At 38.8% G+C, this 14,191-nt stretch carries 12 protein-coding genes; 5 read left to right on the forward strand and 7 right to left on the reverse strand.

All coding sequences use genetic code 11. The annotated features are described in order from the left end of the window. Window positions 1–152: 152 nt before the first annotated feature. The 3 genes from rimO to AAKU52_RS14195 are packed head-to-tail and all read left to right on the forward strand — an operon-like array spanning window position 153 to window position 4,227. Window positions 153–1,487, forward strand: a complete 1,335-nt coding sequence (rimO, locus tag AAKU52_RS14185) for a 30S ribosomal protein S12 methylthiotransferase RimO (protein ID WP_354334643.1) — start codon at window positions 153–155, stop codon at window positions 1,485–1,487. Window positions 1,488–1,533: 46 nt separating this feature from the next. Next, window positions 1,534–3,120, forward strand: coding sequence for a bacillithiol biosynthesis cysteine-adding enzyme BshC (gene bshC, locus AAKU52_RS14190; RefSeq protein WP_354334645.1), 1,587 nt, complete (start codon window positions 1,534–1,536; stop codon window positions 3,118–3,120). Between the two features lie 9 nt (window positions 3,121–3,129). Further along, window positions 3,130–4,227: an Ldh family oxidoreductase gene (locus AAKU52_RS14195; protein ID WP_354334647.1), complete on the forward strand. Its 1,098-nt coding sequence runs from the start codon at window positions 3,130–3,132 to the stop codon at window positions 4,225–4,227. Here the strand turns inward: AAKU52_RS14195 and lepB are convergent. The 5 genes from lepB to AAKU52_RS14220 form a co-directional block, all read right to left on the reverse strand. After that, window positions 4,210–5,427, reverse strand: a complete 1,218-nt coding sequence (gene lepB, locus AAKU52_RS14200) for a signal peptidase I (RefSeq protein ID WP_354334649.1) — start codon at window positions 5,425–5,427, stop codon at window positions 4,210–4,212. The genes AAKU52_RS14195 and lepB overlap by 18 nt on opposite strands. Before the next feature lie 6 nt (window positions 5,428–5,433). Further along, window positions 5,434–6,177 (reverse strand): 4-hydroxy-tetrahydrodipicolinate reductase, encoded by a 744-nt coding sequence (dapB, locus tag AAKU52_RS14205; RefSeq protein ID WP_354334651.1) that lies wholly within the window; start codon window positions 6,175–6,177, stop codon window positions 5,434–5,436. Between the two features lie 66 nt (window positions 6,178–6,243). After that, window positions 6,244–6,870: a DUF5683 domain-containing protein gene (locus AAKU52_RS14210; RefSeq protein ID WP_354334654.1), complete on the reverse strand. Its 627-nt coding sequence runs from the start codon at window positions 6,868–6,870 to the stop codon at window positions 6,244–6,246. Continuing rightward, window positions 6,870–7,793: a ParB/RepB/Spo0J family partition protein gene (locus AAKU52_RS14215; protein WP_354334655.1), complete on the reverse strand. Its 924-nt coding sequence runs from the start codon at window positions 7,791–7,793 to the stop codon at window positions 6,870–6,872. Before AAKU52_RS14215 ends, AAKU52_RS14210 begins: the two co-directional genes overlap by 1 nt. Window positions 7,794–7,803: 10 nt before the next feature. Continuing rightward, window positions 7,804–8,604, reverse strand: a complete 801-nt coding sequence (locus AAKU52_RS14220; RefSeq protein ID WP_354334658.1) for a ParA family protein — start codon at window positions 8,602–8,604, stop codon at window positions 7,804–7,806. A gap of 182 nt (window positions 8,605–8,786) precedes the next feature. Between AAKU52_RS14220 and AAKU52_RS14225 the strand changes: the two genes are divergently transcribed. Then, window positions 8,787–9,308 (forward strand): NADPH-dependent FMN reductase, encoded by a 522-nt coding sequence (locus tag AAKU52_RS14225; RefSeq protein ID WP_354334660.1) that lies wholly within the window; start codon window positions 8,787–8,789, stop codon window positions 9,306–9,308. Here AAKU52_RS14225 and AAKU52_RS14230 read toward each other — a convergent pair. Further along, window positions 9,305–9,760, reverse strand: coding sequence for a hypothetical protein (locus tag AAKU52_RS14230; RefSeq protein WP_354334662.1), 456 nt, complete (start codon window positions 9,758–9,760; stop codon window positions 9,305–9,307). The genes AAKU52_RS14225 and AAKU52_RS14230 overlap by 4 nt on opposite strands. 54 nt (window positions 9,761–9,814) lie before the next feature. Between AAKU52_RS14230 and AAKU52_RS14235 the strand changes: the two genes are divergently transcribed. After that, on the forward strand, window positions 9,815–11,437 hold the full coding sequence (locus tag AAKU52_RS14235) for an ABC transporter substrate-binding protein (protein WP_354334664.1): 1,623 nt from the start codon (window positions 9,815–9,817) through the stop codon (window positions 11,435–11,437). 12 nt (window positions 11,438–11,449) lie between these two features. Here the strand turns inward: AAKU52_RS14235 and AAKU52_RS14240 are convergent, their stop codons facing one another. Then, the gene (locus tag AAKU52_RS14240; RefSeq protein ID WP_354334666.1) at window positions 11,450–13,858 is read right to left on the reverse strand and encodes a TonB-dependent receptor; all 2,409 of its coding nucleotides are present in this window, start codon (window positions 13,856–13,858) and stop codon (window positions 11,450–11,452) included. Window positions 13,859–14,191 lie beyond the last annotated feature (333 nt).

The following is a 14,191-nucleotide window of genomic DNA, read 5'->3' on the forward strand; positions in this document are numbered from 1 at the left end:
TTTGATTAATGATTTAAATAGTAAATGCTCAATTTTGAGCTGTTTTTTAGATCATAGTAATATCGTAAAGGCAGGTGAAATCTGACATAGCGAACAATAAAACGTTGCAAAAAAATATACATGCAACGTTCATTTCAATAAAAATACAAATCATGAATACTAAAGTTACCTCTAAAATAATTCCTGTAAAAAAACCTAAGATAAATGTAATCACCCTGGGCTGTTCTAAAAACATCTATGATTCTGAAGTTTTAATGGGGCAATTACGTGGAAATAGTATGGATGTGGTTCATGAATCTAATATTTTAGATAAAGACGATATTGTGGTCATCAATACCTGTGGTTTTATTGACAATGCCAAACAGGAGTCTATTGATACCATTTTACAATACAGTCAGCTGAAAGAAGAAGGAAAAATAGCGAAAGTAATTGTTACCGGTTGTTTATCGGAACGCTACAAACCTGAACTGGAAGCTGAAATTACCAATGTTGATGCCTTTTTTGGCACGAACGATTTAAATAACATCTTGCACTCTTTGGGTGCTAATTATAAACATGAGCTGATTGGCGAAAGGTTGTTAACAACCCCTTCCCACTTTGCTTATTTTAAAATTGCTGAAGGCTGTAACCGCCCCTGCTCTTTCTGTGCCATTCCATTAATGCGTGGAAAACATGTTTCCCGCGACATGAACGAACTGGTAAATGAAGCTAAAATTCTTGCCGCCAATGGCACTAAAGAATTAATTTTAATTGCACAAGACCTCACTTATTATGGTCTTGACATCTACGGAAAGCGTAACCTTGATGAATTGTTAAGACGCATTTCTGACGTGAATGGTATTGAATGGATCAGGTTGCAATATGCCTACCCTTCTGGCTTCCCAATGGAGATTTTAGATGCCATGAACGAGCGTGATAACATCTGCAAATACCTGGATATGCCTTTACAACACATCTCAGATAATATGCTGAAGTCTATGCGCCGTGGAATTACCAAACAAAAAACCATTGACATCGTTAACCAGATTAGAGATAAAGTTCCGGGAATTGCAATGCGTACTACCTTAATTTGTGGTTACCCTGGTGAAACGGAACAAGACTTTGAAGAAATGTTAGGCTGGGTGGAAGACACTCGATTCGATAGATTAGGCTGTTTCACTTACTCTCATGAGGAAAAAACACATGCACACCAATTGATAGATGATGTTCCAGAAGAAGTAAAACAAGAACGTGTAGATGCCATCATGGAAGTGCAACAAGGAATTTCTTTCGATATTAACCAAGAGAAAATTGGAAATACTTATAAAGTGCTGATCGACAGAAAAGAAGGCGATTACTTTATCGGCAGAACTGAATTTGACTCCCCTGAGGTAGATAATGAGGTTTTAATTGAGGCCGCAACAGGATATGCTGCCAACGGAAGTTTTGTTAACGTTAAAATTGATAGGGCTGAAGATTTCGATCTGTATGGTCAAATTGTAAAATAAAAGTTGCGCGCTGTGAATTATAGTTTAATAACTTAAATTCGCATCGATGCATGCTAAATACATATCCTACCAGGAAACCAATTCCTTTTCCGCTATTGTCTTAGATTACTTAGATGGGAAAGATGCACTTCAGCCTTTTTACCAGCACAAACCTGATTTGGCGGGCTTTAACTCCGCTATTGCGCAACAAAACAGGACGCTTAATAGAGGTCTGCTGACTGAAGTACTCCAAAAACAATATAAGGAAACTTCGCATGGTGCTTTAGTAGCAGAAAACATTCAACTCCTGGCTAATGAAAACACCTTCACCATCACCACGGGTCACCAACTCAATATCTTTACTGGCCCTTTATACTTTATATATAAAATTGTGACGGCCATTAACCTGGCCAAACAATTAAAACAACAATTCCCACAATATAACTTTGTTCCAATTTACTGGATGGCTACTGAAGACCATGATTTCGAAGAAATCAACCATGTAAAAGTAGAAGACAAAATGCTGACCTGGGAGAAGGAAGCTGCCGGGGCAACGGGCAGATTAAACACTAAAGACATCCAGGAGGTACTGACTGCTTATAAAGGTTATTTAGGCATCAGTGAAAATGGCGAGAATTTAGCAGAGCTGGTAGACAAAGCCTATGCTCTTCATGCAACGCTAGCAGCAGCCACCAGAGCACTCGTAAATGGTTTATTCGGCAAGCAAGGTCTTGTTTGCCTTGACGCAGATGAGAGGGAACTCAAACAACAGTTTTCAGCCATCGCTTTTCAGGACATCACAGAACAGCACAGCTTCAATAACATCAGCACAGCAAATACAGCGTTGGAAGCAGCAGGCTATAAGACACAAGTTAACCCGAGAGAGATCAACTTCTTCTACATGGCCGACCAGCTGAGGGAACGTATTATACAAGAAGGTGATGGATACCGGGTAAATAACACCGCTATCAGTTTTACAAAAGACACTTTACAACAGGAAATTAATAATTTCCCCGAACGATTTAGTCCCAATGTTATTATGCGGCCACTTTACCAGGAGGTTATACTTCCTAACCTTGCCTATATTGGTGGGGGTGCAGAAGTTACTTACTGGCTGCAGTTGAAAAGCAATTTCGACTTTTATAAAGTCCCTTTTCCTGTACTGCTACTCCGCAATTCTGCTTTGGTGATAGACGAGCAGAGTGCCCGCAAAATGCACATCCTTGGCATTGACCATAAAGAGCTCTTTAAATCGAATACGGCGCTGAAAAATGGATGGATCAAAACGCATGTAAATTTAGAGTTGAGTTTGGAAGACGAACGCAGAGCGATTACCGCTTTGTTTGAACACATCAAACTTGATGCTTTTAAAATAGACAAAACACTTTCGCAAGCTACAGATGGTGCGAAGACTAAAGCTATAAAACTCATTTATAGCTTAGAAAAGAAAATGCTCCGTGCAGAAAAACGGAAGCACATTACCTCCCTCAACCAAATTGACGCGTTAAAAAACAAGCTTTTCCCTACTGGAGTACTACAGGAAAGGGTTTTAAACATAGCCCCTCAGTATATTGTACATGGGGATGATTTTATTAATGCCCTGCTGGAAAGTTTTCAGCCATTAAAACATCAATTCACGATCCTTTACGCTTAACTGAAATTTATGATTTTCCATTCTTTTACTGAAGAAAAACTACGCACTTTTACAGAAAGTGTATTTTTAACAATGGGCTGTAACTTAGCCGATGCTCATTTAGCTGCCGACGTATTGTTAAAATCAGATTTAAGAGGAATAGATTCACATGGTGTTGCCCGTTTAACAGGCTATGTACGCCTTTGGGAAAAGAAACGCATTAATACACAACCACAAATCAAAATAGTACATGAAACTGCCACTACAGCAACCGTAGATGGAGATGGAGGATTAGGATTAGTCGTTGCACCATTTGCCATGAAGCTAGCGATGGAAAAAGCGGCAATTTATGGTAGCGGATGGGTAGCCGTAAAAAACTCTAATCATTTTGGTATTGCTGGTTATCATGCTTTGATGGCCGTAGAAAAAGATATGATTGGTATCAGCATGACCAATGCAAGTCCCCTGGTTGCTCCAACCTATTCCAGCGAACGCTTATTGGGCACCAACCCAATGTGCTATGCTTTTCCTGCAGGAAAATACCCTCCTGTAATTGTAGATATGGCAACAGCCGCCGCAGCAAACGGCAAACTAGAAATTGCACAGCGGGCAAACCAGCCTATTCCAGAGGGCTGGGCACAAGATAAAAATGGCCATGCCACGACCGATCCGAATGAATTAAAATTAGGCGGCTCGCTTTTGCCACTTGGTAGTGATAAAGATCACGGCAGTCATAAAGGTTATGGTTTAGGAGCAACAGTAGATATTTTATCAGCGGTACTCTCCGGAGCTAATTATGGCCCATGGGTACCTCCTTTTGTTGCCTTTTTAGAACCGCCAACAGATCCTGTTGGCGAAGGCATAGGCCATTTCTTTGGCGCAATGCGTGTTGATGGTTTCCGACCAACAGAAGACTTTAAAAACCACCTTGATAACTGGATAGAAAGGTTCAAAAGTTCAGGCACTATAGATCCTGATAAGAAAGTCATCATTCCTGGCGAACCAGAATACGCCTTTGAAAAAGAGCGCAAAAAAAACGGCATCCCTTTGGTAGATGCCGTTGTAAATGACTTAAATGCGCTTGCAGAAAAGTTGAAGATAGAAAAACTATTAATGAATCCCGCTTAACAACCTGTTCCACCTTATTTTACTGAAAAATGAGCCATTGGTGTTGTAACTCATCCAGATAAACAAAGCCTTGCCCACAATATGATCTTCGGGTACAAAACCCCAGTAACGGGAATCCAGCGAGTTATGTCTGTTATCACCCATCATCCAGAAATAATCCATCTTAAAAGTATAATTTTTGGTTTTAATACCATTAATTACCCAATCATTTCCAACCTTCTCCACCTTATTACCTTCGTAAATACGAATAGTTCTTTCATAGATTGGCATATTCAGACTGTCTAAGGTAATAGTCAGGCCTCTTTTTGGAATAGTAATTGGACCGAAATTATCTACGTTCCAGTTTCTTTTAGGGTCATGTGGAAAAACAGAAATATCCTGCTGACCAGCACTAACAGTATTTTCTTCAACACTTTTCACGAAAGCAAGCTTGCGCACCTCGTTCATCATTGTTTCGGTTCCTGTAAACTCATAAGTATTTTCAGCCAAGCCGGTAATATCCTGCTGCAAGTTAAAGCCCATGTCTTCAAACACTTTAAAATTAACATCCGCAGTTTTAAATTCTACGGCATAAGAAATCTGACCAGTAGGTTTCAGTTTTTCAGGTTTACCATTAACAGAAACCACACCATTCTGCATGCTCACTACATCACCACCAATACCTATACAACGTTTAATATAATTTTCACGCTTATCAACAGGTCTGCTGGTAATGGTGTATTGACTATGGATATTTTCTCTCCCCATTGATCTCACCATCTCATAATAATCGTGATCCTGTTGTTCTAAAGCAACGGTATCCCCTTCAGGAAAGTTGAAAACAACAACATCATTTCTTTTTATGTCCGATAAACCCGGTAATCGTCTATATTTCCATTGAATGCCATCATAATAAGCTTTTGTTCCTGTAATGGGCATGGTATGGTGGGCAAAAGGAAAAGCAACGGGAGTCATTGGAATCCGGGCACCATAATTCACTTTACTCACAAAAAGGAAATCTCCCACTAACAAAGAACGCTCCATTGATCCCGTAGGAATGGTATAAGCCTCTATAAAAAATACCCTGATAATGGTGGCAGCCACGACGGCAAAAATGATGGCATCTGCCCATTCCCGACCTTTTGATTTTTGTTTCTTTGGATTCGCATCCTTACTATTTGGATTGGCATCCTTACTCCTTTGCCAGAACTTCCAGTTCATATGTAATTATTTGTTAAAATTAAAGATATCGGCAATATTATAAAAACCTTGTTTATGTTCTAACCACTCAGCGGCAACAACTGCACCTAAGGCAAAACCAGCACGACTATGTGCAGTATGTTTCAATTCAATTTCGTCCACTTCAGAACTGTAGATCACGGTGTGCGTTCCTGGAACACTTTCAATTCTTTGCGAGGCAATCAATAACTGGTCAGGCTTCAACACCACATCAAAAGGCGTACCCTCCAGTTCATTAACCCACTCCGTTTTCCGGTCCATACTTTCAATGATGCCCTCTGCGATGGTCATTGCAGTACCACTTGGGGCATCAAGTTTCTGAGTATGGTGTATTTCCTCTACTTGAACCTCATAGGCAGGAAAGTTATTCATTATTTTGGCCATCAATTCATTCATGTGAAAGAAGATATTAACTCCTATACTAAAGTTTGACCCATAAAGTAAAGTATTGTTACGGCTCTCACAATCATTTTTAACTTGCTGCAATTCACCATACCATCCTGTTGTACCTACAACTACAGGAATGTTAGCATCAAAACAAGCATAAATATTACTTAGAGCAGCATCAGGCGCACTAAAATCAATGGCGACATCAGCTTTACGTAAATTTGATGTTGTTAAATCTTCGAGGTTGTCGATGTTAATTTTCAAGACAACTTCATGACCTCTTTCTAGAGCGAAGCGCTCTATAATCTGGCCCATTTTACCATAACCGAGTAAAGCTATATTCATGCTGATAATTTTATTTTTAAAGGTAATGAAGCTTGTATGATGATGCAAGCTTAATTATATTCATTATTATAACCTAAAGGTAACTTTTAATCCCGGAGCAATGGCATGATAGCCATACATCGCATTAGAATTTAAATTTAAACTCGGGGAAAATTTGATAGAGAGATCATCGCCAACGTCAAAATGTTTTAACCGGGCATCCACATAAGCTTCGATGATATTAACGGCATATAATGCGCCATAAGAAAATATGATGACCCACTTATTTCGCGAGAAAGTATCTTTCGCAATCGTTAAACGATCAGTAGCATAAGGTGCAAGATCGCTATTAGGATTAGGCTTACCATTATTATTAACCCGATACTGCAATTCAGTTAAATAGCGGTGGTATTGCTTGTTATTATCAATATAAGAAAGAGTAAGAAGGGTTGCACCGGTATAAATAGCAGCAACTTTAGCAATGCGATAAACTGTTACGCCATTACCAATCTGCCCCATACCGGGAATAATAGCTGAGCGAAAAGCTGCCCTGCGACCAGCAATTTTACCAGGATTAATATAAACAGGTTGTAAAGTATCTATTTGAGCAGTTATTGCAGCCGTACTATCTTTTTTCAAGGTGATAGGTTCCTGTGCGTTTGCCACAAAAACGGTGAAAAACAAGAAAACCAAAACCCATATTATTTTAGGCATTACCAATCTAATAATTCTAATATCCTATTTAAATCATTTTCAGAAACAAAAGGAATCTCAATAGCCCCTTTTCCATTTTGTCCTACTTTCAATTTCACTTTCGAAGCAAATCTTGAAGCCAGGTCATTCTGCAATTTCTGATATTCGACCGTTGCAGCAACAGTATGCTTATCAGCCTTCAGCTTTAACGGAGAACTGTTGAGGCTCCTCACCAGTTCTTCCACTTTTCTGACCGAGAGGCCTTTATCAATAATCTCCTGGTGTAGAAACAATTGTTTATCCACACCATCCACATTAATCAGCGCACGTGCATGACCCATGGAAATTTTTTGGTCGCGGATAGAAATTTGTATCACTGGTGGCAGTTTCAGCAAACGAAGGTAATTAGTTACTGTACTCCGGTTTTTGCCAACCCTTTCGCCAAGCTGCTCCTGTTTAAGGTTACACTCTTCCATCATGCGTTGAAAACTTACAGCCACTTCAATGGCATTTAAGTTTTCGCGTTGAATATTTTCAATCAGCGCCATTTCCAGCATTTGTTGGTCATTGGCACTCCTGATATAAGCAGGAATTTCAGTTAAGCCCGCAAGTTTAGAAGCCCTTAAACGGCGTTCACCAGAAATTAACTGGTATTTATTTGCTGCAAGTTTCCTAACCGTAATTGGCTGTATCAGTCCCTGCGCTTTTATAGACTCCGTAAGTTCATTTAAGGCAACCTGATCAAATTCAGTCCGAGGTTGATAAGGATTGGTATCAATTTCACTAATGCTGATCTCACCAATATTATTCTCCTGGCGCTGTGCTTGGCCGGCGTCATTACCCTGAGGATTAATCGTGCTTTTTTGCAGATGAACAGAATTAGTGTCATCTAAAAGCGCACTTAATCCTTTACCCAAACCTGTTTTTCGCTGAAAAGATGTCATTAAGTTATATTTATATAGCAGTTTTCAAATCCTCAACCTGACCAATCAATCCATTTTTACGGACAATCTCCCTAGCCAGGTTCAGGTAATTTATGGCACCCTTACAATTGGCATCGTGCATAATCACCGATATACCATAGCTTGGTGCTTCACTTAAGCGCGTATTTCGCTGTATAATGGTATCAAAAACAAGGTCTTGAAAATGAGTTCTCACCTCTTCCACTACTTGGTTAGAAAGGCGAAGGCGCACATCATACATGGTTAACAAAATACCTTCAATTTCCAGTTCAGGGTTTAACCTGGTTTGAACAATTTTAATGGTATTTAGCAATTTTCCCAAGCCCTCCAAAGCAAAATATTCGCATTGTACCGGAATAATTACCGAATCAGCAGCGGTTAATGCATTGATGGTAATTAAACCCAGAGACGGTGAACAATCAATGATAATAAAATCATACTGGTCTCTAACTTTTTCCAGTACAGCTTTCATTTTATATTCCCTGCTGGTGAGGTTAATCATTTCAATTTCCGCACCTACCAGGTCGATATGTGCAGGTAATAAATCTAAATTAGGCGTATCAGTTTTTTGTATAGCCTCCGATGGTTCTACGTCATTAATAATACATTCGTAAATACTGTTCTTTATATTTCGGGGGTCAAAACCAATACCTGAAGTGGAGTTCGCTTGAGGATCTGCGTCAACTAATAAGGTTTTATACTCTAATACAGCTAAACTAGCGGCTAAATTTATAGATGAGGTCGTTTTACCCACGCCACCTTTTTGATTTGCCAGTGCAATAATCTTACTCATTTATTTTTTTAAAAATTATAAATTATTTACCTCAATCCTAATTATTATTGGCTTTTTTAAACCAAAAAATGCTATTTTTGTACAATCCAGGCACCTTTTAATGATAAGCTAAGATACGAACTTATTGCCATATATGCAGTTAATGCAATAAGTGTTTTAAACATCTTATTAACACTTTTTTAATGACAACGATCATATCCGGCACAAACAGACCTCATAGCAATACGCTCAAAATCGCAAAATATTATCAGAAATCTTTTTTAAAACGCGGACAGGAAACACAACTGTTCAGTCTGGAGTCTTTACCCGATCAGTTCATCAAAACTGATTTGTATGGCAACCGCAGCGAAGCCTTCCAACCTATCCAGGAACTGATCACCAACACAGAGAAATTTTTGTTCATCATTCCAGAATATAACGGCAGTTTTCCTGGGGTTTTAAAAACCTTTATTGATGCCTGCGATTTCCCCGAAAGCTTTTATAACAAGAAGGCTTGTTTAGTAGGTCTCTCCTCTGGTAAATACGGAAACATCAGAGGTATAGATCATTTTGCTGGCATTTGCAGCTACCTCCACTTAAATGTGATGCCACTGAGAATCCATATTTCTTCAATCAAAATGGAAATGAACGATAGTCAGGATTTATTTAAAGAAGATACGCTGAAATTTACTGCAGAGCAGGTAGACAAATTTATTGCTTTTTAAACGCCGAAGCTCACCCAGGTTTTGCCTTCGTTACCAAAGATGAAATAACCTGGATTTAAAATCTCGGCCAAGTCTTCGAGTAATTCTATTAAATAAGCCGGGTCGTTAAGGTCTCCAGTTAAAGCCTCCATCAAATACAAACGGTTATATTCTACCGCAGGCCATTCTTTTTCGAATAATGCTGGCACCAGTCCCATCAGGTTCAACATGCTGCTAACCGGTTCAAGGTAGAGAATTACTTTTGCCTGTAACGGATCTTGCTGTAATGCTGCACCAGCAAGCTCCAGTAATTGATCTAGCTGCGTGTTAACCTCATTTTGTGCATTTAAAACAATTACAGGCACTTTATCCATAAACTTAATCTTATGCCCAACAATAGCAACCCGGTCCTGGAGTTGTTCTTTTACAAATTCATCTTCAACAGTATTTATAACGGCATTTAAAAAAGACATAGCGATTTATTGATTACTTTGTGCAAAAGTAATATTCCTGAACAGATGCATCGTATGATTAAAAATATATTTTGGATTCTTTTCCTTTTTATAGTTGTTGCTTGTAATAACAGCAACCCTAATAGCGAAAAAAAAGTATTTAACCTCAATATAGATCAAAGCCTAACTTCTATGGACCCTGCTTTTGCAAGGAACCAAAATGCCGTTTGGATGATTAACCAGATTTTTAATGGATTGGTGCAGGTAGACACTAACCTGAACTCGGTTCCCTGCATTGCAAAAACATGGCAAACTTCGGCAGACAGACTAACTTATACATTTAACCTGCGCGATGATGTTTATTTCCACGACGACCCCTTATTTAAGAATGGAAAAGGAAGAAAAGTTATTGCGGCCGATTTTGCCTATAGCTTTAACCGAATTATTGATCCTAAGGTAGGCTCTTCGGGAGGGTGGATTTTCAGCGACAAAGTTAAAGACCGCAATAGCTTCAGGGCTTTAAACGACACCACCTTTCAGGTCAAACTGGTAAAGCCATTTCCAGCCTTTTTAAGCTTGCTTACGGCACAATATTGCTCGGTAGTACCTAAAGAAGTGGTAGAACATTACGGTAAAGATTTCCGCAGTCACCCGGTAGGTACTGGCCCTTTCAAATTCAAGTACTGGAAAGAAGACGAGATCTTGGTTTTACTCAAAAACGAGAATTATTGGGAGAAAGAAAACAAAGTTCAATTACCTTATTTAGATGCCGTTAAGGTAACATTCATTAATGACAAGCAAAGTGCTTTTATGAATTTCATTAAAAAAGAGCTTGACTTTTTCGATAAAGTTGACGGCAGCTACCGCGATGATATTTTAACAAAAAGCGGTAAAATGACCCGTAAATATCAAGGGAAATTTCAGTTAAAAAAAGGCGACTATTTATGTACAGAATACCTGGGCATTTTAGTAGATACCACGAAAGCGATTGTAAAAAACTCTCCTTTAAGAGATAAGCGAGTACGCCAGGCAATCAATTATGCCATCGATAAAAAGAAACTGATTAAATACTTACGCAACAGCATTGGCTCAGCAGCTTCTTCAGGGTTTGTACCTGCAGGAATGCCCGGTTTTGACAGTGCCGCAGTGAAGGGTTATTCCTATAACCCTAAAAAAGCAGCGGCTTTACTTTCCGCAGCAGGTTATCCGAATGGTAAAGGCATGCCAACAATTACCTTAAGTGCCTCTACAACATCAAGGGATTTAATTGAATTTATACAAGGTGAATTAAATGATATTGGTCTCAATGTAAAAGTTGATGTGAACCCCAGTGCCAGTCTGCGGGATTTAATGTCAAAAAATGAGGTAACTTTCTTCAGGGGATCCTGGATTGCAGATTATCCCGATGCAGAAAATTACCTCAGTGTATTTTATTCTAAAAACCGTGTGCCTTTCGGCCCCAATTACACGGGGTACTTTAATGATGATTTTGACAAACTATTTGAGCAAAGTTATTATGAATACGATGCAGAAAAACGTTATGCACTTTATCACCAAATGGACAATATGATCATGGAGAATGCTTCTGTTGTTCCTATTTATTACGATCAGTCGGTGGTGATGCTTCAAAACAACATATCGGGTTACCCCATGAATCCATTAAACCTGATGATCCTAAAGAAAGTAAAGAAACAATAAAGCCCTTTTTAATTATCCTTGAGGGTTACCCATCCCACCTTGTTGCTGTTCACCCTGTTTTAAATCATCATTATTAATTTTCTTTTTCTTAGGCTGTGCGTTAAAGTTGATTTTACCAAAATTATAGCTAAAATTAACTCCAAAAGAGCGTATTGGGTAATAGATATTTGTACTCTGAAGGAAGTCTCGCGATTGATTAACCGTTTCAATATGCAAGTCTCTGGCAAACACATTAAATACATTGAAGCCTACAGTACCTTTTTTCTTGAGGATTTCCTTTTTTACTGCACCGCCGTAAAAAGCCATCGCTCCAGATTTACCCTGGAAAGTAAATCTTGGCCCGTTATAAACCCCAAAGATCTCCGTATTCCAACCACCTTTAATTGAAAAGGCAGAGCGCATAAAAGTGCTGTAATTCCATTTCACACCGGTCGTTTGCCCACCTACTTGTCCGTTAACTTCGTAAGAATTTATGTTGAAATTACCCATTAAGGTCCATTTAGGTATTGGGTTATAAGAAGCAAAAGCACTGGCTCCGTAAGATTTCCTGGTTCCAACATTGAAAAAGGAAGTCAGTTTCTGCGCCGGGTCAAATACATTTTCAATTACATCACTCGTGTTTCTGTAAAATACGGAAGCATTAATAACCGACCCTTTGATATAGGTTGAATAACCAAGCTCCATATTATCGCTCAATTCAGGACTCAAACTTGGGTTACCCTGGGTTCTATTCTCAGGGTCATTTTGATTGAGGAATGGATTTAGAAAAGACAGACTAGGGCGCGACATTCTTCTGTTGTAGCTTAATTTTAAGGTTGAATTTCCTTTAAGTGTTTGCGCTATAATGGCACTTGGAAACAAGTTAAAATAATCATTATTAAAGTTAAGTACCGCACCAGACTGCCCGCTTATTTTGGTGTATTCTGCACGAAGCCCCCCCTTAAAAGTGGTTTTTTTAGCGAGCTTAAAACTCAGTACTCCATAAGCTGCACCCACATTCTGGTCGTAATCAAAATTCTCTTCAGAATCTTGATACTTACTTTGGATATTTCTGAAAATGCCTTTCAAACCCGTTTCAAGTATGGTTGTTTTGCTAAAAGGATAGGTATAATCTGTTTGTAAAGTATATTCATTGTTTTTACCCGTATTATCGCCATTAATGGAAATATCATTATTCGGCAGTTTATCAACGGTATTAAATTGATTGGTATTCCTGCCAAAAGAAGCTTGTCCCATAACAGCAAACTCTTCTCCTTCTTTTTTAGTCGTTTTTCTATAGTCAGCACTCCAGTCTACATTTTTAAACACCATTGTATTGTCTGAAAACCGGGTAAAATTAGAATTAACGGCCGCAGGATTCAGGTTAGAAACATCCAGTGAACCTTTAGAGCCATTTTCGAACCTGTTAAACTTTATATTAGTCGACAAGCTATTGTAATTATTGATATCGTAATCTAAACCTGCACTGCCATTGTAACCCCAGCGTTTCGCTTTAGTAAAACCCTGCTGCAAGATGTTACTATTGGTTAGGAAGTTTTGATTTTGAATCACCACCTGGGTTTCTTGTGGAATAGCATATTGTGTACCCACATTACTGGTAAAGCCTAAACGTCCTTTTTTAGCATTGAGGCTAAAGTTGCCATTATTTTGACGGGTACCTACCGAAGTATTTACCGAACCACTTACGCCTTGTGCTGTTTTTTTCTTGGTAATAATGTTTATAATACCGCCAGAGCCTTCTGCATCATATTTTGCCGAAGGGCTGGTAATTACTTCCACCGTTTTAATCTCTTCTGCAGGGATCATTTTTAAAGCATCGGCCACACTATTAGCCATTGTGCCTGATGGCTTACCGTTAATCAATACTTTAACCGCAGAACCACGTAAAGTTACATTGCCATCTATGTCCACAGAAAGCAATGGAACCTTTCTCATCACATCGCCAGCAGTACCGCCAGCAAGGGTAACATCCTGATCAGCATTGTATACCATCCTGTCGATTTTATTTTCAACCATTGCCTTTTGACCAGTAATCTCTACTTCTTTTAAATTGCTGGCTGTAGGCGACAAATAAATGGCTCCTGCATTTTGGTCTGGTCTTTCGGGCGTAGTTTTTACCAGCACCGATTTAGTTCTATAACCCATAAAACCTATTGACAATTTATATTGGTCGGGGGCTACATTTTGGAGAACAACCTTTCCTTTATCATCCGTTAAACCGCCGTTTACAGACTTATTGTCTTTAACTTTAATTAAAGAAACGGTAGCGTAATCTACTGGATTTTTGGTTATTGAATCCAAAATCAATACTGTAATTCTGCCGGTAATGGTAACTTTTGCTGCTCCGCCTCCCATTGGGAATTGGGCTTTTGCACTCGATATTGTTAAGAGAATGGTCAACAATAGTAAAATTCGTTTCATATAAAATCGTGTCTTTTTTAGTTAGTCTGATAAAGGTAAGTTTTGTTACAGTCTCCAGGAATGGAAATTTGATGGAGCTAGCTAATTTTTCGGCGAACAGAGGGTATAAGCCGGTAAATAGCAGGGTTAAGATTTAAACTTAAGTGCTGCAATATTAGCCCATGGTTTACGCAGAATTGATTGGGTGATCAATGCGTTAACATTGCGCTACCATTGCGTTAACATTGCGTTAACCCTATATTAAGACCGTTGCAAAAGCAACAAGTCAGAATTATATTAACTTTTTGGATTTTTTGTTTTTTTAGTTTTGGGTTTTTTTGACCAAAAGTGTCG

The organism is Pedobacter sp. CG_S7 (genome assembly GCF_040544395.1).
Lineage (GTDB): Bacteria > Bacteroidota > Bacteroidia > Sphingobacteriales > Sphingobacteriaceae > Pedobacter.

Excerpts from the sequence above, each read along its gene's own strand:
- rimO (WP_354334643.1), top strand. The coding sequence starts at position 153 with ATGAATACTAAAGTTACCTCTAAAATAATTCCTGTAAAAAAACCTAAG.
- bshC (WP_354334645.1), top strand. The coding sequence starts at position 1,534 with ATGCATGCTAAATACATATCCTACCAGGAAACCAATTCCTTTTCCGCT.
- AAKU52_RS14195 (WP_354334647.1), top strand. The coding sequence starts at position 3,130 with ATGATTTTCCATTCTTTTACTGAAGAAAAACTACGCACTTTTACAGAA.
- lepB (WP_354334649.1), bottom strand. The coding sequence starts at position 5,427 with ATGAACTGGAAGTTCTGGCAAAGGAGTAAGGATGCCAATCCAAATAGT.
- dapB (WP_354334651.1), bottom strand. The coding sequence starts at position 6,177 with ATGAATATAGCTTTACTCGGTTATGGTAAAATGGGCCAGATTATAGAG.
- AAKU52_RS14210 (WP_354334654.1), bottom strand. The coding sequence starts at position 6,870 with ATGCCTAAAATAATATGGGTTTTGGTTTTCTTGTTTTTCACCGTTTTT.
- AAKU52_RS14215 (WP_354334655.1), bottom strand. The coding sequence starts at position 7,793 with ATGACATCTTTTCAGCGAAAAACAGGTTTGGGTAAAGGATTAAGTGCG.
- AAKU52_RS14220 (WP_354334658.1), bottom strand. The coding sequence starts at position 8,604 with ATGAGTAAGATTATTGCACTGGCAAATCAAAAAGGTGGCGTGGGTAAA.
- AAKU52_RS14225 (WP_354334660.1), top strand. The coding sequence starts at position 8,787 with ATGACAACGATCATATCCGGCACAAACAGACCTCATAGCAATACGCTC.
- AAKU52_RS14230 (WP_354334662.1), bottom strand. The coding sequence starts at position 9,760 with ATGTCTTTTTTAAATGCCGTTATAAATACTGTTGAAGATGAATTTGTA.
- AAKU52_RS14235 (WP_354334664.1), top strand. The coding sequence starts at position 9,815 with ATGATTAAAAATATATTTTGGATTCTTTTCCTTTTTATAGTTGTTGCT.
- AAKU52_RS14240 (WP_354334666.1), bottom strand. The coding sequence starts at position 13,858 with ATGAAACGAATTTTACTATTGTTGACCATTCTCTTAACAATATCGAGT.